This window comes from Bacillus sp. HMSC036E02 (genome assembly GCF_001836235.1).
GTDB classification, from domain to species: domain Bacteria; phylum Bacillota; class Bacilli; order Bacillales; family Bacillaceae_G; genus Bacillus_A; species Bacillus_A cereus.
Genome location: NZ_KV827806.1, coordinates 60,446 through 84,472 on the forward strand (window position 1 = coordinate 60,446; position 24,027 = coordinate 84,472).

The following is a 24,027-nucleotide window of genomic DNA, read 5'->3' on the forward strand; positions in this document are numbered from 1 at the left end:
AACGAATATCAATTTTCATAAAAAAGCATACGTATATTGTTATTCATTGACAAGTACTTTCTCTTTTTCTGATACAGATAATGTTTTTTCTTTCTTCTTTGACATTACCTCTTTATCGGAAATACGTAAAGAAAATAGTAGTGCTATGAGCAAAAATATTGCTGACCCAATTAATGCTGCTTGATATGGTAAAAAATCGGATTGAACGTTATTACCTCCAAAACCAGCTAGTATACTAGCTAAAACCGCTACTCCTATTGCTGAACCTAGTCGATTTTGCACATTGAATATAGTAGTCGCTCTCCCCATAGAAGGCGGCGTGATATTGTTAAAGGCAGAAAATTGAACCGCACCGACAGATTGACCTAAGAAAATACCGATACCAAACAATAATGCCCGGATTTGCCACGGATTCGTATCGTGATTTACAAAACTCAATAAAACAAATATAACCGCCGTACATATTAATCCAATAGAAATTACCTTTCGAGCTCCTAATTTCTTATATGACCATGGTACAATTTGTGAAGAAATCATTAATCCAATCGCCTCTGGAAATGTCGTAAGTCCTGATTCCAGTGCAGAAACTCCTATCACATTTTGATACATAAGAGGAAAAACAAATAACATTCCTAATAAACCAGCTGATGAAAATAATGATATAATGCTCATCTTTCTAAAGACTGGTTCTTTTAATAAGCGTAAATCTAACATCGGTTGCTTTACTTTCAGTTCTACAATTATAAACAATGTAATGAATACAACCCCAGCTATCCCAGTACTCATAATTTCTGGAGAAATCCACCCTTTTGATGGTCCCTGGCTGAGTGCATATATGAGCATCGCAAATCCTGGTGCTGATAAAATAAAGCCGAGCGAATCAAAGCGACCAGCTGATTTTTCAACATGTTCTGCTAAAAATAGAAGTCCAAATAGCAATGCAACGATTCCAAACGGTAGATTAATATAAAATGCCCAACGCCAAGACATTTGATCTACAAAGAAACCACCGATGATAGGACCAATTGCTGGTGCTACAGCAATTGGAAGTATAATGAACCGGGAAATCTTCGGTCTTTCCTCTGGTGAAAATGTTCGAAATAACATCGCCATTCCGACCGGTGTTAAAAGCCCTCCGCCAGCACCTTGAATAATACGGAAAATATTCAATGAAGTAATATCGTTAGCCATTCCGCATAAAGCAGATGCAATTGTAAATACGAAAAGAGCAATTAAAAATACTCTTTTCGTACCAAAACGATCTCCTAACCAACCAGAAATCGGAAGGAAAACAGCTAAACTAACTAAATATCCAACATTCACCGTCCCCATTGCAGATGGAGGTACTTGTAGTTCTCTACTTATCGTTTGCAGTGCTACATTTACAATCGTTGCGTCCATCGCAGCCATAAACATCGCAGTTATATAAACGATACTTACAACTACTTTTGGATTTAGTTTTTCTTTCATTATCGTTTTCCTACTAATGTTTTTTCGCGAACTTGATTACCTTGTGGATTCAAATCTTTCCAGTTATATTCAACATATTCTAAGCAGCTCTGCCTACTAGCTTCTTCATATACGACATTCCAGCCAATAGGTACATCGAGAAAAGCAGGCCAGAGAGAATACTGGCCCTCCTCATTTATTAATACTTTATATGTGTAATTATCATTTTCAAATGGATTCGTCATACTCTACTTACCCCTTTCTTATTCTGCAAATATTTCGCTAATACTTGTCCAATTTCCGTAAGTGGACCTGGCTGACATAGATCTTTATGTCTACAATCAATATCGTGCTGCACAATTTGCCCATCTAAATAATTTAGCCACGTATTTGGAGAAATAGGATCAAACCAGTCTGGTATAACAGTAGATCTAAAGAATAAGATATCTCCGTTATAAACTTTCGGTACATATTTCCCTAACAACCCTACTGAATTTACATATGTTTCTTTCAAGTTCAATATAGTCTCTTCTTCAAGACTTGCTAATGCACTTCCATCTTTACGAAGGATTTCAACTGCACTTTCCATTGTAAGTGGTTTACCCTCCATGTTATCTGGGTCATATCCGCCTAAAGCAAGTAATGCGATTAACGCTTCCTCTTCAGTAGGCGCTTCCGTATTCGGTAAGAAGTGTCCAGGATAAGAGTCAAGCATAACGAGTAATTCTACTTCTTCCCCTTCATTTTGTAATTGCGCCGCCATTGCATGTACAACATTTCCTCCAAGCGACCAACCTAGTAAACGATATGGTCCATGAGGCTGTACTTCACGAACATGTTTCAAGTAATCCGCCGCCATCTCCTCTAAACTTTTTGGAAGTTCTTCATTTTTAGCGATACCACGTGCTTGTACACCATAGATTGGATAATCTGTTCCTAAAGATTTCATAAGTCCTGCATAGCACCAACTTAATCCACCAGCTGGATGTACACAAAATAGTGGTAATTGATCCCCGCTTGCTCGTAATGGAAGCAACACATCAAGTGCACTTTGACCATTCCCCATCTCAAGTCTTTCAGCTAACCCTGCAACAGTCGGTGCTGCAAATAAAGTGCCAATATTTAGTTCCACTCCAAGCGCCTCTTTCATGCGGCTCATAAGTTGCACTGCAAGGAGTGAATGGCCACCAAGATCAAAGAATCCGTCATCAATTCCAATTTGAGGTACACTTAGCACTTCTGTAAACAAGTCACATAACATTTCTTCTTGCGGTGTTCTTGGACCACGACTAGAAGATGATGCAATAAATTCTGGAGCTGGCAATGCCTTTCTATCTAATTTACCGTTTGGAGTTAAAGGTAACTCATTTACTACTACAAAAGCGTATGGAACCATATAATCTGGTAAACTACCACTAGCAAACTGACGCATTTCATTCGTATCAATCGCTTCATTATTTGATGCAACGATATAAGAAACTAACCGTTTATCCCCTGGTTGATCTTCACGTACAATAACGGCTACTTGCTCAACTTTAGGGTGCTTCATTATGACTGCTTCTATTTCTCCTAATTCAATTCGGAACCCACGAATTTTGATTTGATGATCTGCACGTCCTATATAATCTAGCGTCCCATCTTTACGCCAGCGAGCTAAGTCTCCTGTACGATACATTCTTGTACCTGGCTTGCCAAATGGATCTGCGATAAAGCGTTCAGCCGTTAATCCTGCTCTTCCTAAATATCCACGCGCAAGCCCTGCACCTGCAACATACATTTCTCCAACTACTCCAGGTGGCACTGGTTGTAAATAGTTGTCTAACACATACACTTTAAGGTCAGGTATACTGCACCCAATTAAACTATTTGCTCGTAAAGAGACGATAGTTTCATCTATTTCAATATAACTAACATGTACTGTCGTCTCCGTAATACCGTACATATTAATAAGCTTTGGTGCGTTATGAGGATGTCGACTATACCAATCTTCTAAGCGACTTAGCTCAAGTGCTTCTCCTCCAAAAACAACATATCGTAAAGATAATTTTTGACCAATCTCTTCATTTTCACGATCTGCTTGCATCAATTGATAGAACGCTGATGGAGTTTGGTTTAAAACCGTAACCTTTTCTTTAACAAGAAGCTGTAAAAATTCTTTCGGCGAGCGACTTACAGTATGTGGCACTACAACTAAACGCCCTCCATATAATAAAGGTCCCCAAATTTCCCAAACCGAGAAATCAAAAGCATATGAATGAAACATCGTCCAAACATCGTTTTCGTCAAACTGGAACCAATGATCAGTTGCTCCTAAAAGTCTTACTACATTTTGATGAGGTATCATAACGCCTTTCGGTCTACCCGTTGACCCTGACGTATAAATAACGTAAGCAATATGTGATGGAGATAATGGCTTAATGCGTTCCACTTCATCAATATTGTCTTCACTATATTTCTCAACTTCTGCTATTACTTTTACATTATCAATTAAAACTTTTAGTGCCTCATTACATTCAATTTCCACTTCTGAATTCGTTAAAACACATGATGGTTTCGCATCGTGTAGCATAAATGAAATACGGTCTGCTGGGTAATCTGGATCTAACGGAAGGTATCCAGCACCAGCTTTAAGAACAGCTAATAAGCTTACAACCATGTTTAATGATCTTGGCATCGCTAAAGCAACGAGTTGATCAGGACCAATCCCTTTTGCTATTAGGAATCGAGCTATTTTATTTGCTTTTCTATTTAACTCTTCATAAGTTAATTTCTTATCTTCAAAGACAACAGCAATAGAATTTGGATTTATATGAGCCTGCTTTTCAAATAATTGTGGCAATGTCATTTCTGGTGCAATTTGAAAACCACCATTCCACTTTTCTAACACTGTATTTTTCTCTGCTACAGTTAATATTTCTAATGTGCCAATTGATCGATCCGGATGTTTCGCTGCATCATCTAATAACAAAATAAATCTTTCTATTAGTTTTTGAACCGTTTCACGTTTATATAAATCGGTACTAAACTCTAGTAATCCATGTAAACCCTTCGGAGTACCGTCACCCCCGTTACTCTCACTAATTTCAAATGTTAAGTCAAATTTTGCAGAACCGACGCTTTGAATTTCAAGGCTCGCTTCTATATCCGGGGCATCAAAGATTGCTTCTGGCGTATTTTGGAAAGCTAACATAACTTGAAACAACGGGTGGCTGTTTCGAGTACGCACTGGGTTTAACACTTCAACGAGTCGTTCAAATGGAACATCTTGATTTTCATAAGCTGTAAGATTTGTCTGCTTTACTCTATTCAATAATTCTTTAAAACTTGGATCTCCTGATGTATTTGTACGTAACACTAATGTATTTACAAATAAGCCGACTATGTCAGAGAGTACATCATCATTTCTTCCAGCAATCGGACTTCCAATTGGTATATCAGTGCCTGCACCTAATCTTGTAAATAGTGCACTAAGCCCTGCTTGCAATACCATAAACAAACTAACTCCATTTTTACGTGCAAGCTCTACTAACCTACTATGCATACCTTCATCTATATGAAAATGAATTGTTTCCCCGCGGTAACTCGTCTCAATTGGACGCTGGAAATCTGTAGGTAACTCCATTTGGTCTGGTAAACCTTTAAGTTCTTCTTTCCAAAAATCTAATTGTGTTGAAATAAGACTCTCTGGTGTCGTTTCATCACCTAGCAATTGCTGTTGCCAAAGTGCATAATCCGCGTATTGAACTGGTAGTGTCTCCAGCTGAACTCTGTCACCTTGACATCGTGCTTTATACGCCACTGTAAAATCTCTCGTTAACGGCTGTAATGACCAGCCATCACCTACAATATGATGTAATAAAATTAATAATACATGTTCGTTTTCACTCACTGTAAAAAGTTGTAAACGAACTGCCGGCTCAAAATCGAGGTTAAAGCTATATCTTACCGCCTCTGAAAGTACACTTTCTAATTCATCTTTACATGTATTAGTTATAACCATTTCTAGATTTAAGTTTTCCATATCTAAAATTCTCTGATAGGAACTACCTAATACGTTAGGGAAAATTGTTCTAAGTGTTTCATGTTTCTCAACTACATCATAAAAAGCACCTTGTAATGCTTCCCGATTCAATATTCCATTCATACGAATGACTAGCGGAATATTATAAGTAGGACTTGGACCTTCTAAACAATTTAAGAACCATAACCTGCGCTGTGCAAATGAAAGTGGAACTTCATTTGGCCTACTTGCTTTCTGAATAGCTGGTCTTGCACTTTTTGCATCGTTTAATTGTTTCGCCAGTTCGGCAACAGTTGGTGATTCAAATAGTTTCCCGATTCCTAATTCCACACTTAACGTTTCACGAATCCTTGCCATTAAACGAGATGCGAGAAGTGAATGTCCACCCATTTCAAAGAAATTATCATCAATGCTAATTCGAGAAACACCAAGTACTTCTGCAAATAAATCACATAATATTTCTTCTTTCGGATTTCTAGCAACTCTCTCATTGTGCATTCCATTAAAATCAGGAGCAGGTAATTTCTTTCTGTCAACCTTACCATTTGGCGTTAATGGTAATTCTTCTAGCACAACAAATGCCGATGGTATCATATAATTCGCTAAACTTTCTGAAACATAAGAACGAATTTCTGAAAGTTTAATCGGTTCCTTTTCTTCTGCAACGATATACGCAATGATGCGTTTATCATTTGGACGATCTTCTCGTACCATTACTACCGCTTGTTGAATATTTTCATGTCGTTGTAATACCGTTTCAATTTCAGCTAATTCAATTCGGAATCCACGAATTTTAATTTGATGATCTGCGCGACTAATGTACTCTAACGCACCATCACTACGCCATTTCACAAGATCTCCTGTACGGTACATGCGCTTCCCTGATTCTCCATAAGGATTTGCAATAAACCGTTCAGCTGTTAACTCAGGTTTTCCTAAATATCCGCTTGCAAGTCCCTCCCCTGCAATATATAATTCCCCAATAATTCCAGGTGGAACTGGTTGTAACCCTGCATCCAATACATACACTTCTGTATTGCAAATTGGCTTTCCAATAGGAGGTATACCCTTTTCACCTTCATCAATGTTCATGAAAGTAGACCAAATCGTCGTTTCAGTTGGTCCATATAAATTAGTTATTGAGCAACCTAATTCTTTTAATTTATTTGCTAAATGCTCTGGCAGAGCTTCACCACCAACTAGTATATTTAGCCCTTGTAGCTTCTCTGGATAATCAGTTACTAACGCCTGCCAAAGCGTCGGTGTAGCCTGCATAATGGTCACTCTTTCTTCTTGTAAAAGTGTCGTTAATGCTGATGGCTCTTGTATGTCTTCTTTTTGCGCAATTGTTAAACTTGCACCACTAATAAGAGGTAAATAAATTTCTAGAGCAGAAATATCAAACGCAAACGTTGTAACTGCTAATAAATGATCATTTTCATTTAATGAAAACTTTTGTTGCATAGCCATTAAAAAGTTACTTAAACCTCTCATAGGAACAATTACACCTTTTGGGTTTCCTGTTGAGCCTGAAGTATATATTGTATAGGCTGGATTTAAAAGTGATACATCATTCTTACATGCTATATTCATACGAGAATATGTATGTAACGCTAGTTTCGTTTCTTCTTCATCTAATACAATTTTTTTCATATCATTTTCTATAACTAACTTAGATGAAACAGATGAATGTGTTATGATACAAACTGGTTTTGCATCATTTACTATATAATTAATTCTTTCTGCTGGGTATTCTGGATCTATTGGTAAATACGCTGCACCAGCCTTTAAGACTGCTAGCATACTAACTACCATTTCTATTGATCTAGGGAATACTAAAGCTACAAACTGGTTTGGTCGTATTCCTTCTTCTACTAAATAATGTGCTAGTTCATTCGCTCGTTCATTTAGCTCTTTATACGTAAGGTTTACACCGTCACAAGTAATGGCTAGTTTATTGGGATTTTTTTGCACTTGTTTTTCAAATGATATAGGCAGACTGATTAACTCATCGTCTTCCTTCGTTTCATTCCATTCCAATAAAACTTTATGATTTTCTTCAGGCAGAGTAATGTTTATTTTTCCAATCGACTCGTTTTTCTCATAATTATTTACTACTAATTCAAATAGACTCATAAATCTTTCTTTATGCAATGCTAGCTCCGCGCCATTATATACTTCAGGATTTGCATCAAAATGAATCATTAGCTCATTTTGATCAAAACGTTTATATACATTTATTGATAAATCATCGACAGGTCCTGCTGATAAATTATGCGTAATACCACGATTTCCAGCAAAGTTAAGCCCGTAATCAAAAGGCATAACATTCACTAACGGTCCAAACAACCTTTGATTTTCACCTAGTAACTTTAAGTCTCTTCTTAATTCCTCATGACGGTATTTATAATGGCGACGTACATCTCGGATTTCTTTAGAAACTTGTTGCAATAATTCCGCAAGAGTTATATTTGGAGTTACTGTAATACGAAGTGGAACTAAATTCATTACCATACTTGGTGTATGAATAGATACAGAACCTAGACGTCCCATCATCGGTAAACCTAAAACAATATCATTTTCACCTGTTAATTTATGCATATAAATACTTGTTATAGCGACAATGAATTCCGGCCAACTTGTTAACGAAATATTGATATCTTCTAGTAAAGTTTTCGTGCTAGAACTAGATAAATAAGCTGTTTCTCGTGAAAATCCATTTGATGTTCTCGGTGCTCGTTCTGCCAAACTTACAACTTCTGGTTCATCTGCATACTTTTCTAACCAAAAAATACGATCTTCCTGAAATTGTTTAGACTCACGATACTCAATATCTTCTTGCACGACTTTTGCAAGAGAACCAAATGGTTTTTCATTCTTGTTTGTTTCTTCTATAAGTGATGTATACTCATTCGCTACTTTTTGGCTAAGAAGTGAAAATCCATAGCCATCCATCACAATGTGATGGATGCGCTGATACCAAAAGAAACGATTATTTTCAACTTGAATAAGTGCTTCAGTAAATAAAGTATCTTTTTTCAAATCGACTGGCATAGATAAATCATTTTTCATCCATACTTTAGCAGCTTCTTCAGGATTTTCTTCTTTACGAACGTCAATAAAATGCATATGAAACTGTGATTCTTCAATAACTTGCCATGGGCCAATTTCATCCTCCTCGAAGCGAACATGAAGTGCTTCTGTTTCCATTACAACTTTACGTACAGCTAATTCAAAAATGTCTTGATGAATATTTCCGTTTATTTCTACATATTCCCCAGTATTATAAATTGGATTAAGCGGATCTAATTGTTGCGCAAACCACATACCAGACTGCGCAGATGATAACGAATGACGAATCTTTTGACTGTTAGGCATTCTTTACTACCCCTTTATTATGTAGTCTATTTGTTACAGCACCTGTGCTGTTTGTGAAGATAGTAAACTGTACCAACCTGCAACAGTTGGATGTTCTGCTAAATGTGCAAAAGTGATTTCTTTCCCTTCACGACGCCACTTCTCTACTAAACTCATAATTCTGACCGAATCAAGCCCTCTATTTAATAAGTCCTCATCAATATCAATACTCTCTACTGGCTCACGAAGTAGTTGTGCAACTAGTTCATGCACTTCCTGTATAGTGATTCCTTCACTCTCATCATCTTTTACACTTTGTAAATCGTTTAACAGTAGGTTTGTTGATGTCGTTACTGCACATCTATTAGATGCATACTCCAATGCTTGTTTATGATGCTCTAGTGAAAAATCAGCAACTGCATCTGCTACAAAGAACGGCTCTATACCATCCATAAATGCTTCACAAGCTGTTAAAAGACAGCCAATATGCGCATAAATACCGCAAATAATGAGTTGATCTTTTCCTTGTTCATTTAAAATTTCTAATAGATTTGTCTTTTTAAATGCACTATATCTCCATTTTGTGAGGAATATATCATCCTCATCAGGAGTAAGTTCATCAACAATTTTCTTTTTATCTGGTCCAGCAGGAATACCGTCACCCCAAAAGTCTTGTAATAAACCTCTTTGTTCTAACGTTTGTCCACCAGGTTGCGCTGTATAAACAACTGGTATACCAAGTTGTTTACATTTTTCTCTTATCATTTTAATATTTGAAATAAGTTCTACTTTTGGTGATTCTTTATCGCTATATGCATCAAGAAAATATTCTTGCATGTCATGAATTAAAAGTACTGCACGTTTCGGATCTGGTGTCCAATTCACTTTATTTTTTGGTAGTTCTGATTCAATTGGCATTTTATATACTGAAATAGATGGGATAGCCATCTAATCACTTCCTTCCGGTTTTTATTATTGTTTTACTGTAATAAGTTTTTCAGCAATGACTTTACGTAGTTCTTTTTTGCTGACTTTTCCGACTCCTGTTTGCGGGAATGATTCAATAAATTCAATTCGATCTGGAATTTTATAAGCCGCTATACCACGTTCTCTTAAAAACATTTTTAATTCACTTACTGCCGGAACTTGTCCGCGAGCTATAACAAAAGCACAGGTGCGTTCACCTAAATAATCGTCAGGCATAGATACGATTGCTACGTCATGGATCGCATCATGTGCTAATAGATGATTTTCAACTTCTTCCGCAGCAACTTTCTCACCACCACGGTTAATTTGATCTTTATCTCTTCCTTCTACAATGATGTATCCTTGTTCATTTACTTTTACAAGATCACCTGTGCGATAAAACCCATCCTTTGTAAATGATCGTGCATTATGCTCTTCGGCTTTATAGTAACCACGAATTGTATATGGACCTCGTGTTAATAAACTACCTACTTCGCCCGGTTGTACATCGTTGTCATTTTCATCAACAACTCGTACTTCATCGAGTGCAGACATCGGTCTACCTTGTGTATGAATAATAATTTCTTCCGGATCGTCTAATCTTGTATAGTTCACTAATCCTTCCGCCATACCGAATACTTGCTGTAACGTACATCCAAATGTAGGACGTATACGTTTTGCAACCTCAGCGCTAAACTTAGCACCACCTACTTGCATAACCTCTAGGCTTGATAAATCGGCATTACGAGAAGATGCAGCATCAAGCCAAATCATTGCTAATGGCGGAACAAGCGCTGTAATTGTAACTTTTTCTTTTTCGATAAGAGCAAAGGCCTCATCTGGACTACCACCAGTTGCCAATACCACTTTTCCACCCGCATAGAAAGTTCCAAATGTCCCTGGAGAACTCATTGGGTAATTGTGTGCTACTGGAAGAACTGCCATATAGACGCTTTCTGCATTCAAATTACAAATTTCAGCGCTAACACGTAAACTATAAATATAGTCATCATGTGTTCTAGGAATTAATTTAGAAAGACCTGTTGTGCCTCCTGATAATTGGAGAAATGCAACATCACTTGGCTGAACTTCTGGTAATGAGACGGGATCCATATACAGATCATTTATGTTCACAAACTCTTCTTCTTCTCCCACTACAATTACATGTTGTAAAGTTGGCACTTTCTCTTTCACTTCTCTTGCTAGTTTTCGATAATCAAAACCGAGAGCCTTATCTGAAATAACGTAAGCGCTCGCCTCGCCAAACTCACAAAAATAACTAATTTCACTGCTTCGATGTGAAGGTAGTGCAAAGACAGGAAGCGCTCCAATTCGAAATAGTGCAAAACATATTTCGAAAAACTCGATAATGTTAGGTAACTGGATTACAACTCTGTCCTCTTTCTTTATTCCTAAATTCAGTAAACCTGCTGCTAAACGATCTACCTTTTTATTAAGTTCACTATATGCTATATGCTTCTTACCACTTACAACCGCGATTCGATCTCCATATTTCTCAGCCCGCTCTCTTAACACTCCTCCAAATGTTTCACCAAGCCAACATCCTGCTTCTCGGTAACGATCGGCAAATTCTTTTGGCCATTCTGTATAACCTACTAGCATTCTTTCTTCCCCCTATTTTTCATTAAGTGAACTATCTCTTAACCCTAAAGCTTTTAGCATTGTTTGGAACTTAGCTGATGTTTCTGCTAATTCATCTTCTGGTTTTGACTCAGCAACAACTCCAGCTCCTGCATATAAACGAAGTGTATTTTCTTGTACTTCAGCACAACGAATTGTAACAATCCATTCTCCATCTCCATTTAAATCGCTCCATCCTAGCATTCCTGTAAAGAACTCGCGGTCAAATGGCTCAATATGCTGTATAGCTTCTCTTGCTTTTTCCATCGGAGTTCCGCAAACTGCTGGCGTAGGATGAAGGGCAATTGCTAATTGTAAAGAAGAAGTATTTGGATCCTTAAGTTCACCTTTCACTTCTGTAGACAAATGCCACATCGCTTCACTATGAATAACTGATGGCTTTTCTGGAACATGTAATGTATGACAATACGGACGAAGTGCAGCGGCAACCGCTTCAACTACTACCGCATGTTCATGTAAATCTTTTGGCGAAGAAAGTAATTCCTCTGCTCTTCTTTTATCTTCTACTGGGTCCTCACTACGTGGCCTTGAACCAGCTAACGGGTTAGAAATAACTTGCATACCATTACGTGAAACAAGTAATTCAGGGCTTGCTCCAATTAGCGTCTTACTGTTCTCTTTTTCATCTTTCGGTAAATTTACAGCAAATGTATAACCATGCTTATTATGCTCTGCTAATTCTCGCAGAAGTTTTTGCTTATCAATCTTTTCGGAAGATTTAACATCTAACGATCTGGATAGAACGATTTTCTTTAAATCACCGTCCTGTATTTTTTCAATTCCTTGCTTCACACCATTCATATAAACTTCAGGGTCTGGCACTGGTGTCATTTCAAATGTTACATTCTCATTTGTTTCAAGCTGATTTGTTGTATCCAATTGTAAACGCTCAGAGATTCTGCTATATTCTGGTACGATGAGTTGGACTTCTTTTCTACGATCAAATGGCAAAGCACCCACAACGATAGGATTTGGATTTCCAGCTTGTTTCGCATTACTTAATGTCGCTTGCACAAGCTCTGGGAAACTTTCAATTTCACGATGCTTTACTGTAGTAAACTCTCCTTCTGCTAATATCGTTCGAGTTGGTGAAGCGAAAAAGAATGAAGATTCAGTCTTATAATCTTCTAAAAGTTTTTCTGACAATTCCTTTACAGCTATATGTTCATTCATAATATAATAACCTCCTGAATTTTTATTAAACTCCTAACGTAGCACCGCCATCAACACATAAATTGTGCATTGTAATATGACTTGCTCTATCTGAGGCTAAAAATAACACTGCTTCAGCAACTTCTGAAGGTTGTGCAATTTTTTGTAATGGAATTCCGAGTCTATATGTATTTTGAGAACCAGCAATTATATTTTTAGCTCCATTCTCATCAGCCCATAGTAATCTTTGCATCTCAGTTTCAGTAGAACCTGGAGAAACTAAATTGCAGCGTATATTGTATGCCGCAAGCTCTAGTCCTAAACATTTCATAAACATCGTCGTTGCGGCCTTTGACGCAGCATACGCAGCCATCTCCATTCTTGGCGTATTTGCCGCATTTGAACCGACTGTAACAATTGCCCCCGATTTTCTTAACATCATATTTTTACTTACCGCTCGGGACATATTGAAAACCCCTGTAGTATTTACAGAGAATGTTTTAGTCCAATCTTCATCACTTAACGAATGAATTGGTCCCATACGTAAAACCCCTGCAACATTTATTAAAATATCTATTGGCGCTATTTCATTTGCAATATGATTTACCATGTCTTCAACAGCGGCGCTATCACTCACATCTAAACGAAACGTTTTCATACGTGTATTGTTTAATTCATTTTGATTTAAGAGTACATTTAACCCCTCTTCATTTTGATCAACCGCAATAACTGTGGCTCCTCTTTCTAAAAACATTTTGGCAACGACACTGCCTATGCCTTGTGCTGCACCTGTTACTAAAACTGTTTTCCCATCAAATTCCCCTAAGTTCATTTTCTCTATCCTTTCACATAAACATTAATTTCATTAAGTAACACCGATGATATTGATTTTCATTATCAGTTGTGTTGTAAAAAATAATACACTTACTAAACTAATTGGTCAAGTGCGCATTACTTTAAAATCCATTTTATTGATAATGTTTTTCATTTACCATCTTACACCGAAATGATAATGTTTCTCAATAAACTTGTCAATCTTTTTTTATTTTTCAGATAAACCATTTTAATGCTTCTTAATAAAATCATATGTAAACGCATTAAAAGTACTTATATTATAAATAAAATTCAAAGTCCTCTTTTTAAAATTGAAAAAACTAAACTAGAGATACGTTCATTTACAATGCTTTATAAAAAACTCAAGTATATATTTTCTCAATATTTTCCTGAAAATATATCTTACAAATACTAATGAATGTCTTCTTTATCATTTAAGATTTAATATATATTTCGAATACGATTTATCAATTTATTATATTCCAAATGGGTATTCCACTCACTTTTACATCTATAAAAATCCCAAAAGTAATTTAACCTTGTTAAAATAACTCATAAAAAAGCATCCTAATTAATAGAATAGGATGCTTTTTCGTAATCATAGTGTTATAGAAGATTTGTATACTTATGCTACGCTGCGATACTCTTCTTCTTTTTCTTTTTTCTGCTTAGGTGCTTGAATTAAAATTGCGATAATGAATGACACGACACATAATACACCTATTACCATGAACGTTGGTTTGAATCCACCTAGAAGTGCACCGATAAAGGAACCTGCAAGCGCCCCAAATCCAAATCCTTGATACACAATTCCGTAGTTCTTACTATGGTTTTTCATACCGAAGAAATCACCAACAATAGCTGGGAAAATAGTGATATTTCCACCAAAGCAAAACGCTACACTTGCTACACATACGAAGTAAATACCATAATTTAAATCTACAAAACTTAGAACTAAGACTGAACTCGCCATAACAACAAAAGTACCAGTAACGATTTTTAAACGCCCAATTTTATCCGATAACGGTCCTAAAATGATACGACCTAATGTATTGAAGATTGCAACCATAGCCACCGCATTAGCAGCTGTTGCTGCGCTAAGTCCTACAAGTTGAACACCAATGTCTTTTACCATACCAATTAAGTATAAGCCACTCATACATGATGTAAATAACATGATAAATAATAAGTATACTTGTTTTGTGCCTAACATTTCTTTCGTTGTGTATTCCTCAGTTTTTGTTTCATGAACTGCTCCTTGATCTGCAGCTTGATGGATTAAACAAGCACCAATTACAATCATAGCTGTAACAATTAAACCCCAGTATATAAATGCTTGGGATACACCAACTGATTCAATCAACTGTGCGTTAACGTATTTAAAGATTAAGCTACCTGAACCATATGCAGAGACAGAAATACCAGCAATTAAACCTTTACGCTCTGGAAACCACTTTATTAAATTTGATAGTGAAGTGATATATGCTGTACCATCTGCATAACCTACAACAACTCCCGCTAGTACATAAAGTATTATTAGTGAGGATGCTTGTGAACTAAATATTAATCCTAGTCCTAATGCTAATCCAGCTATCATAATAAGTTTACGAAGTCCCCATTTTTCTTGCAATTTACTCGCAAATAAAGTTGAAAATGCTAAAGAAAGACTAGTAATTGAGAAAGTTATCGCAACAGCGTTAAGACTCCAACCATATTTACTAACTAAAGGCTGATTGAATAAACTCCATGTATATATCGTCCCAAGCCCCATTTGTACTATAACTGTGCCAAGGACAACAAGCCATGGATTAACAGTTGATTTTTTCATACCTTTCCGCCTCCTCTTTCTATTTCAATGCTATTCGCTAAATTTACTTTTTTTATGTTCATTTTGGTCACCTCTTTTGATTTGACACCTTCATTGTATAAGATGTTTTTGTTTATGTAAGCACTTACAAGATAGAGCGTCAAAAACATGGAATCAGTTACAAAAAACGAAGGATGAAATACAAAAAACTACTGATTAAATACAATAGAAAAATTTTTTATACTTCAATCCACCTTATTTTTTATAAAATCACAAATTTTTTTCCAATAAATAAAACTAAATATTCACTAATATATCTATCCGTGGTTTAATATATATAATAAAAAAATATTTCTGTCTTTAATGAGGAGGTACTATGAAAGCAAACGTAGGGGATACTATACTTTTTCAACGAAATAATTTAAAGATTATAGGATCTGTATTAAAACTTTATACTGAATCGGTTTTAGTTGAAATTACAAATGTAAGCGGTGGTACTTTTGAATTTGATCGAACAATTGTAAATCATAAAAACTATAAAGTTTTAAATACAAATACATAAAACACCACAAAATAGCCCCTGCTCAACAGCAGGGGCTATTTTATATAAAAATATTTCACTAGTTTATATACCCTAAAACATTAACAATCTTACTCGCTTTTAAATTGTTAATATGATAATAAATTTCTAAACCTCTTCTCTCTGCTCGTAACACTTTACCCTTCATTTTTGATAAATGTTGTGAAACAGTAGATTGCGGAATATTCAGTAACTCTGTTAATTGTGTTACATTACAAGTTTTTCTCGTACTTAATTCATTTACAATTTGCAGTCGGATTGGATGCGCCATAATTTTTAAAATATCTACATCTTCTTCTGAAACTAAAGTTTTTCTCATTTCACTCGTATATGTTGTCATAAGACATTCCCCTTTTATATGAATTCCATATTCATAAGATCTATTTCCAAATTTTTTAAAACCCTTGATTAAAACTTTCATATAGAAATAAAAGGATTTTAAATTTTTGAAAACAGAACTTACATTCACTTTATTTATTTATTTATTTGGTACATATACATAATACAATGTTAATATGTGCTCTATGTGAAGTTCACATAAATTTATGATGAAGATTTACTTAGCCACTCGCATCCTACTCATCTAATTACCCACTGCATAAAATCATCAGTTATTTTAACACATTTTAGGCGTTTGTATATATTATTTATAAAACAACTTTTATAAAGGGGGATTCATATGCCTACAGCGTTACAAGAAGAAGTCGAAGAAGCACGGGAAACATATGTCAGTCGTATCATCTTAGTTGGAGGATCCGCTTTATTTTTAGTAGGCGGGGTTATCTCAGCAATTTCAGCCTTTAAAACTTATAATCGTTTGGAGAATACGCCGCCTTCTACAGATAATTCATAGATATTTTATAAAATAAAACGTCGCCTCCAATATGAAGAGACGACGTTTTATTATTCATACATATGACACTAAAAGTATCGGTAGATTCCCTACTCCATTTTCTAAGCTTACTTCACCACAAACCTAGTCTGACTACACCCATCCTTCTGCTTCGTTACTTCTAATACAGCTGGCATTGCGTTTTTCAGCTCTTGAACGTGTGAGATGACACCGATAAATCGGCCTGATTTTTGTAAGTCAATTAAGGCATCTACCGCTTTCGTTAACGATTCTTCATCTAATGAACCGAACCCTTCATCGATGAACATCGTTTCGATGGAAATACCGCCTTCATATGCTTGAATGACATCTGCCATTCCTAGCGCTAAGCAAAGTGATGCGTTAAATTTCTCTCCGCCGGATAATGTTTTTACATCGCGCGTTTGGCCAGTGTATGCATCGTACACATCTAAGCCTAATCCACTTTGACGGTTTCTTTTTTCAACTCGTTCACTTCGTTTTAAATAAAATTGTCCATTTGATAATTTACGTAGTCGTTCGTTTGCGATTTGAACAATTTGTTCTAGATACTCAATTAAGATGTAACGTTCAAATGATATACGACTTTCGTTATCACCTTTCATTACTTCATATAAATCAACAAGTTCTTGGAATGCTTTTTCTTCCTCGTGAATTTGTTCGTCAATACGTCTAATGTTTTCATGTAAATCAGAAATATATGTTACCGCATTTTGCGCACGTTGACGTTTTTCTTTAATTATATCAAGATTAATTTCTAGATTTTTTATGTGTTCACCTAAAGATGTAATATCCATATACTCTTTATCTTTTAATTCTGAGTTTAACTCTTCAATTTGTTTTGCAAGCACTTCAAGCGATGAATAATAACCTTGAATTTCTTTTTGTAACATCTCCATCTCGGGATCGCTTAATTTGGCTTTTTTATACGTGAATTCATCTGTAAACCCGCTTTGTTCTAGCTCTTTCATAAAGCGTGCGAAAGTCTCTTCTTTCTTTAATTTTGCACTTTCAAATTGATTAGAAGCACCTTTTTGTTCTGCTTGAATACGTATATTTTCATTTTGCCAATGCTGATACGCTTCCTGCACTTTCTTCCATTCGTCCTCCATTAACCTAAGTTCCTGCATAGCTTGGTCAAACTGTGCTTTCCAAGCTTGTACTGTTTGTAAGTTTTCTGGAATATTTCGTTTATCATGTTCATATGACGTACGAAGTTGCATACACTCCATTTCTGTACGGTGCTGCATTGTTTCCAATTCTCGTTTTTGTTTCTGAAGTTCTTCTATTTTTTCTTCTACGCTTTTCATGTTCGCAGCAATCTGCTTACGTGTTTCTTCACTTGCTTTTAACGTATTAACATCTGCAGCTAATTGTTTTCCTTTTTGAACAAGTGCACTATATGTTTCAGCTAATTTTTCCGAATTGTAGCCGCGCTTCACAACTTCTTCTATCACTTGTTCATATTGTAGTCGATAGAAATTCCATTTCTCCTCTACTTGCACATGGAATTTTTCAGCAATGTTCTTCTTATCTCTTAAATCGTTTAACTCTTTTTCATCGATCGCATTACTTTGCTCTGTAGCTTTTTGTGGATGACTCGTACTACCACATACCGGACAAGATTCACCGTCATGTAAATGAAGAGCTAATATACCAGCTTGTTCACTTAACCAGCGGCGCTCCATGTTTTCATATGCACGAACTGCCACTTGCATTTTATTATTTGCCGCTTCTTTTTCTTGCTCGAATTTTTGTTTTTCTTGCCAAACATCATATGCTTGTTTTAAAACTTTTGCATCTTCTCGCATATTCGTTAGTTCTTCCACCTTAGCTACATATTGCTCAAGTGCTTGTTCTAATTGCTGCAATTCATCAGACATTCTCTGTTTTTGGTTTGTATGCTCTTCTAGTTGTTGATCTAACTTTTGCATACTTTCTTTTAATTTCCCTATTTGAATTTCGGCATTTTGTAAATTCAGCTTTCTCTCAGCTAATGATTCAATAATCGCTTGTAACTCTTCTAATCTTTGAACAAGTTTTTTAGCCTCTTCTCGTTCAGCTTCTTTATTCTTTACTACTTCATACTTCTCCTGAGCAAGTTCAAAGCTATTCATTATCTGTTCTTGTTTGACGATTATCTGTTTTAACAAACTTTCAGCTTTCTGCTCATTTTCCATCGCTTCTTCATACCATTGTTCAAATGGTAATAAGTGCTTTGCTTGTTCCGCACGTTTAAAGAATTTTTCTTTCCTTTCAATTACTGCACGGTTCTCTTGTAAAGTGTTATATTTCTCATTCTTTTGTTGTAAATCTATAAATTTCTCATTTACAGATTTTGCTGCATGAAAACGTGTTTCTGCATCCTTTAATTGCTTCGTTTGAACATCTTGTTCTACTTGTAATTGCTCAACCTCTGCCTTATACACGGTTGTTTCTTGTTCTAACGCTTCTACTACTTGATGCGTATTTACATGTTCTTGTGCCACTAATGTCTCTAATAATGCTCCATCACGGATTGGTAATTTAAAAACATTACGGAAATAGAGCTCTCTCTCTTTTTGTTTTTCTTGTAAGACGTCTTTCCATTGTTTTCTCTTTTGATCAAGTAACTCACGCATTAATTTATAACGATCCGTTTTAAAAATACGACGTAAAATCTCTTCTTTGTTTTCCGTCTCAGATGTTAATAGTTTTCGGAATTCCCCTTGGGGTAACATAACAATTTGGCTAAATTGATGTTTACTTAACCCAATTAAATCTTCCACTTTTTTGTTTACGTCTGTTACATGAAAACGATCGACGGCTGGAACGTTTTCTCCATCAATAACTTCATATAATTCTACTGCATGTCCTGTAATAGTCTTATTCCCTTGTTTTTTATGTCCAAGTTGTCGTTTTATTTCATAGCGTTTCCCTTTTAACTGAAAGGTTAATTCAACACTTGTATAAACATTATCATCAGCAAATTGACTTCGAAGCATGCTCGTATCACTACGTTCTTCTCCACTAGCCTCACCATATAACACATAACAAATCGCATCAAAAATCGTTGTTTTTCCAGCTCCTGTATTCCCAGAAATAGCGAAAATACGATGTTCTCCAAGATCTTCAAAATCGATTATTTCTTTCTGTTTATATGGCCCGAATGCTGTCATAATAAGCTGAATCGGTCTCATCCTCGTTCACCTTCCCGTTCTTGCACTGTTTGTAATACATCTATAAATAGGCGTTCTTTCTCTTCTGATAAATCTAACCCCTTCATTTCTTTATAGAAAGCCTTTAAAAGAGATAAATCATCCGTTTTATGTCTTGAAACAGTTACTTCATTTGTATCTGTGAGTTCTCGTCTTTGCATCGCTCTTTCAACGTGCATTGCATTTGGATATACAGATCGTATTTTCTCCATTGGCTGTAAGACAGGGTTTTCGTCTAATAATTTTACAAATACGTAATCTTCACTTACTGGGTGCTGTAATAATTCATCTATTTTCGCTTCTACTGTTCGCATTTTACGACGTGGTGAAAGTAACCTTTTTTCAATTGCTACTTCACCAGTTTCATTCAGTTGTACAATGTAATAGCCTTTTTTATGTTTCTCTTCAGAAATTGAATAGGCAAGTGGTGAACCTGAATATCGAATCGTCTCATTACGTACGAAATGCGCTTGATGTAAATGTCCAAGCGCTGTGTAATGAAACTTATCAAAATAATGACTATTTACATATTCAGCACCACCAATTGAAAGTGGTCGTTCTGCATCACTTGTATTCTCCTCCGCTTCTCCTGAAGAAGTTACAAATGCATGTCCAACAAATACATGTCTAGCTTCTTTATCCATCGTTTCAGAGAGCTCATTCATAAAAATGCGCATCGCATCATCATGAGAACGTATGTCTTCATTTTTCAACACGTGCCTCACTATGCTTGGGTCTGCATACGGTATTAGATGGAAGTGAACCTCTCCATATTCATCATTTAGTACAACAGGTTCATACGGGAATTGAAATTGACCTGCAATATGTAATCCTTGTTTTTTCATTAAACTACTTCCAAAATGGATACGATCCGGACTATCATGATTACCAGCTACCGCAATAACTGGTGTTTGCAAATCAATAACTATTTTTTGCAGCACATCATTTAATAAGTCTACTGCTTCTGTAGGTGGAATTGCTCGGTCATATAAATCCCCTGCAATAATTACAGCATCTGGTTTTTCTTCTTCAACAGCCTGTACAAACTGATCTAATACAATCTTTTGGTCTTCAGTCATATACACGCCATGAACAAGCTTACCTAAATGCCAATCCGCTGTATGAAATAACTTCATATTTTTCTACTCCTTTTAATTTACTGATTTTAGTGAAACGAGTTGATAGTTTATTGTAGTTTTTCCGTTCTCCCACTCTAGCTTCAATATCGTTGCACTTCCAATTCTTTCTTCATTTGATTTATATAAAGGCAATATTTCTTGAACTGTAAATAAGTGATAACCATCCAATATTAATTGAAATATATTTTCTTCAATATGTAATCTTACTTCTTTTTCATTTGAAATAATTTTTGTGTGCATCTCAAATTTCATGATAGATACAACCCCTTTTTATAATCTCTACATTTTAATAGTATAGTGGCTATGCAAGATTGACAAGTACATACACAGCAAAGTACACACTTTTCTATTGTTATATGTTTTATGTATTTTATATAAAATACGGTATGTGAAATTTTATATTTTCCCCAAAATAAAAATGTCTATTATGACATCTTTATTTTTGTATAAAGTCTTTCATTACATAATATAAAACGGTAATTAAGACGATTGCGACGAAAAATGAGAACACTGCGACAATGTAGCCATCTTTATTTAATAAAATACAGAATGAAATAGATATTATAAAAATCGGAAATACGAGACGTACTTTATCCTTCACTTCTTCTGTCGTATCTGTATGATGAAAATACTGCGTTATTCCTATCATTAAAAAAGACAAAATAATAACCGACAATAGTAAAGGTCCTGGCATTCCGATTTCTCCTTTCTCTATTTCTAATTCAGTGTAAAATTTTTTATTACAATTGTACGATTTATTTTTTCTTCAAACACACTTTTAGAATTGATAATGAACATTTCACACCTATATAATAGCGCTTTTATCATTATAACTTCAAATAATTACACTTACAGTAATGTTGTAATATTCCCCCTCAGTCTCTGAAATCCTGCAAAGATAACTCGTCAAAATATGCAGTGACCAAATTAATATTTACCGTCAACTTTTGACAAAATTTATAAAGGACATTTCAGTACATATCAAGAATTAAGAATAAGAAGATATGTAAGGGAGGATGCATTATGACTGAACAAGTTTTATTTTCTGTTAGTGAAAACGGCGTTGCGACAATTACTTTAAACCGTCCAAAAGCACTTAATTCTTTATCTTATGACATGTTACAACCTATCGGACAAAAACTTAAAGAGTGGGAACACGATGAGCGTATTGCACTTATCGTGTTAAAAGGAGCTGGCACAAAAGGTTTTTGTGCAGGCGGCGACATTAAAACTCTTTATGAAGCGCGTTCCAATGAAGTGGCATTGCAACATGCAGAACGTTTTTTTGAAGAAGAGTATGAAATTGATACATATATTTATCAATATACAAAACCGATTATTGCTTGTTTAGATGGAATTGTAATGGGCGGTGGTGTCGGTCTTACAAATGGTGCGAAGTATCGCATTGTAACTGAGCGTACGAAATGGGCAATGCCAGAGATGAATATTGGCTTCTTCCCAGACGTCGGAGCTGCATATTTCTTAAATAAAGCGCCTGGATATACAGGACGATTCGTTGCTTTAACAGCATCTATTTTAAAAGCTTCTGACGTATTATTTATTAATGCTGCTGATTACTTTATGACATCTGATTCATTACCAGAGTTTCTTACTGAACTTGAAAGTGTAAATTGGCATAAAGAAGATGATGTACATACTAATTTAAAAGAAGTTATTCGTACATTTGCAACTGCTCCAAACTTAGAAAGCGAGCTCGCTCCTTCATTAGAAGTAATCAATTCACATTTTGCTTTCGATACAATTGAAGAAATCATCCATTCATTGGAGAAAGATGAAAGTTCCTTTGCTCTAAAAACGAAAGAAACACTGTTATCAAAATCCCCTATTTCACTAAAAGTAACATTAAAACAGTTTATTGATGGAAAAGATAAATCCGTTGAAGAATGTTTCGCTACGGACCTTATACTTGCTAAAAATTTCATGAGACATGAAGATTTCTTCGAAGGAGTACGCTCCGTTGTCGTTGATAAAGATCAAAATCCGAATTATAAATATAAACAGTTAAGTGACGTTTCAGAAGAAGATGTGAATCGTTTCTTTAACTTACTTAATGCATAAAATGAAATTGTCATGAGGGGGTGTTTCGTTCATCCCCTACCTAACTTCTTTGCTTCAGCTAAATCTTGTGCGGTGAAAATCTTACTACCCGCAAATAGCGGTATAAAATCGAAGCTATATAGTAGTGTAATTACAGCTACTATATAGCCTTTTTTATTTAATTATTTTTAACAAAATTTAATTTTATTAAATCCATTTTTGTGCTACACTGATTTTAATCAAATATTCTAAAAATAAAAAGGAGGGGCGGCTATGATAGAAAATTATCTTCTTTTCATCATTATGTCTATTTGCCTTATCATTTTACCTGGTCCAGATACAGCAATGGCTACGAAAAATACATTGGTTGCTGGTAAAGTCGGTGGAGTGAAAACAGTGTTTGGTACATGTATTGCACTATTAATTCATACTTTAGCTGCTGTAATTGGTCTTTCTGCACTTATTGTAAAGTCAGCTCTTTTATTTTCTATTTTCAAGTACGTTGGGGCTCTATATTTAATTTATATTGGTATTAAAGCCCTTTTAGCAGTAAGAAATAAAGAAGGCATTGATACGAACGATATATCTTTGAATAATGAAGATGAACACACCTCTTGCTTTCGACAAGGGTTTCTTACGAATTTATTAAACCCTAAAGTTGCAGTATTCTTTTTAACGTTTTTACCGCAATTTTTAAATCCAAATCATAATACGTTTATCCAACTACTCGTAATGGGCCTTACTTACCTCGTTTTAACAGCCATTTGGTTCGCTTTTTATATATTTTTAATTGATAAAATTAGTGCTTTTATGAAAAAACCGAAGACGCAGCGTTATATTCAAGGGTTAACGGGAGTCGTCTTAATTGGTTTTGGTATTAAACTCGCTTTTGAAAAAAGTAATTAACAAGATGAAAACCACCACTATTAATAGT

General features: G+C 35.4%; 17 protein-coding genes. 4 read left to right on the forward strand and 13 right to left on the reverse strand.

Going from position 1 to position 24,027, the window contains the following annotated elements; all coding sequences use genetic code 11:
- Positions 1-39 precede the first annotated feature (39 nt).
- The 8 genes from HMPREF2590_RS02610 to HMPREF2590_RS02645 form a co-directional block, all read right to left on the reverse strand.
- On the reverse strand, positions 40-1,470 hold the full coding sequence (locus HMPREF2590_RS02610) for an MDR family MFS transporter (RefSeq protein ID WP_000660200.1): 1,431 nt from the start codon (positions 1,468-1,470) through the stop codon (positions 40-42).
- Positions 1,470-1,694 (reverse strand): MbtH family protein, encoded by a 225-nt coding sequence (locus HMPREF2590_RS02615; protein WP_000184059.1) that lies wholly within the window; start codon positions 1,692-1,694, stop codon positions 1,470-1,472. The genes HMPREF2590_RS02610 and HMPREF2590_RS02615 overlap by 1 nt, the downstream gene beginning before the upstream one ends.
- Positions 1,691-8,848 carry an amino acid adenylation domain-containing protein gene (locus HMPREF2590_RS02620; protein ID WP_001133906.1) on the reverse strand — a complete coding sequence of 2,386 codons (7,158 nt, stop codon included), beginning with the start codon at positions 8,846-8,848 and terminating at the stop codon, positions 1,691-1,693. Before HMPREF2590_RS02620 ends, HMPREF2590_RS02615 begins: the two co-directional genes overlap by 4 nt.
- Before the next feature lie 33 nt (positions 8,849-8,881).
- Positions 8,882-9,775: an isochorismatase family protein gene (locus HMPREF2590_RS02625; protein ID WP_001007267.1), complete on the reverse strand. Its 894-nt coding sequence runs from the start codon at positions 9,773-9,775 to the stop codon at positions 8,882-8,884.
- Positions 9,776-9,799: 24 nt separating this feature from the next.
- The gene (locus HMPREF2590_RS02630; RefSeq protein ID WP_000960116.1) at positions 9,800-11,416 is read right to left on the reverse strand and encodes a (2,3-dihydroxybenzoyl)adenylate synthase; all 1,617 of its coding nucleotides are present in this window, start codon (positions 11,414-11,416) and stop codon (positions 9,800-9,802) included.
- A gap of 12 nt (positions 11,417-11,428) precedes the next feature.
- Positions 11,429-12,628: an isochorismate synthase DhbC gene (gene dhbC, locus HMPREF2590_RS02635; protein ID WP_001002075.1), complete on the reverse strand. Its 1,200-nt coding sequence runs from the start codon at positions 12,626-12,628 to the stop codon at positions 11,429-11,431.
- 25 nt (positions 12,629-12,653) lie between these two features.
- Positions 12,654-13,439 (reverse strand): 2,3-dihydro-2,3-dihydroxybenzoate dehydrogenase, encoded by a 786-nt coding sequence (gene dhbA / locus HMPREF2590_RS02640; protein ID WP_001048432.1) that lies wholly within the window; start codon positions 13,437-13,439, stop codon positions 12,654-12,656.
- A 627-nt stretch (positions 13,440-14,066) separates the two neighbouring features.
- Positions 14,067-15,269, reverse strand: coding sequence for an L-lactate MFS transporter (locus HMPREF2590_RS02645; RefSeq protein WP_070861313.1), 1,203 nt, complete (start codon positions 15,267-15,269; stop codon positions 14,067-14,069).
- Positions 15,270-15,624: 355 nt separating this feature from the next.
- On the opposite strand from HMPREF2590_RS02645, the gene HMPREF2590_RS02655 reads away from it, so the two are divergent.
- Positions 15,625-15,810 carry a YkvS family protein gene (locus HMPREF2590_RS02655; protein ID WP_000646785.1) on the forward strand — a complete coding sequence of 62 codons (186 nt, stop codon included), beginning with the start codon at positions 15,625-15,627 and terminating at the stop codon, positions 15,808-15,810.
- 58 nt (positions 15,811-15,868) lie between these two features.
- Here the strand turns inward: HMPREF2590_RS02655 and HMPREF2590_RS02660 are convergent, their stop codons facing one another.
- Positions 15,869-16,168 carry an ArsR/SmtB family transcription factor gene (locus HMPREF2590_RS02660; protein WP_000214801.1) on the reverse strand — a complete coding sequence of 100 codons (300 nt, stop codon included), beginning with the start codon at positions 16,166-16,168 and terminating at the stop codon, positions 15,869-15,871.
- Positions 16,169-16,507: 339 nt separating this feature from the next.
- On the opposite strand from HMPREF2590_RS02660, the gene HMPREF2590_RS30260 reads away from it, so the two are divergent.
- Complete coding sequence (locus HMPREF2590_RS30260; protein ID WP_001141667.1) at positions 16,508-16,681, forward strand: hypothetical protein; 174 nt, start codon at positions 16,508-16,510, stop codon at positions 16,679-16,681.
- A 107-nt stretch (positions 16,682-16,788) separates the two neighbouring features.
- On the opposite strand, the gene HMPREF2590_RS02670 is transcribed toward HMPREF2590_RS30260, so the two are convergent.
- The 4 genes from HMPREF2590_RS02670 to HMPREF2590_RS02685 all read right to left on the reverse strand — a co-directional run bounded on the left by HMPREF2590_RS02670 (position 16,789) and on the right by HMPREF2590_RS02685 (position 21,729).
- Positions 16,789-19,878 carry an AAA family ATPase gene (locus HMPREF2590_RS02670; protein WP_001247419.1) on the reverse strand — a complete coding sequence of 1,030 codons (3,090 nt, stop codon included), beginning with the start codon at positions 19,876-19,878 and terminating at the stop codon, positions 16,789-16,791.
- Entirely contained in the window at positions 19,875-21,032 is a 1,158-nt protein-coding gene (locus HMPREF2590_RS02675) for an exonuclease SbcCD subunit D (RefSeq protein ID WP_000765146.1), read from the reverse strand. The genes HMPREF2590_RS02670 and HMPREF2590_RS02675 overlap by 4 nt, the downstream gene beginning before the upstream one ends.
- 15 nt (positions 21,033-21,047) lie before the next feature.
- Complete coding sequence (locus tag HMPREF2590_RS02680; RefSeq protein WP_000667346.1) at positions 21,048-21,287, reverse strand: DUF2584 family protein; 240 nt, start codon at positions 21,285-21,287, stop codon at positions 21,048-21,050.
- Positions 21,288-21,471: 184 nt separating this feature from the next.
- Positions 21,472-21,729, reverse strand: coding sequence for a hypothetical protein (locus HMPREF2590_RS02685; RefSeq protein ID WP_001119404.1), 258 nt, complete (start codon positions 21,727-21,729; stop codon positions 21,472-21,474).
- Between the two features lie 329 nt (positions 21,730-22,058).
- Between HMPREF2590_RS02685 and HMPREF2590_RS02690 the strand changes: the two genes are divergently transcribed.
- Both HMPREF2590_RS02690 and HMPREF2590_RS02695 read left to right on the forward strand, forming a co-directional pair.
- The gene (locus tag HMPREF2590_RS02690) at positions 22,059-23,114 is read left to right on the forward strand and encodes an enoyl-CoA hydratase/isomerase family protein (protein ID WP_000139776.1); all 1,056 of its coding nucleotides are present in this window, start codon (positions 22,059-22,061) and stop codon (positions 23,112-23,114) included.
- A 252-nt stretch (positions 23,115-23,366) separates the two neighbouring features.
- On the forward strand, positions 23,367-23,999 hold the full coding sequence (locus HMPREF2590_RS02695; protein WP_000572358.1) for a LysE family translocator: 633 nt from the start codon (positions 23,367-23,369) through the stop codon (positions 23,997-23,999).
- Positions 24,000-24,027 lie beyond the last annotated feature (28 nt).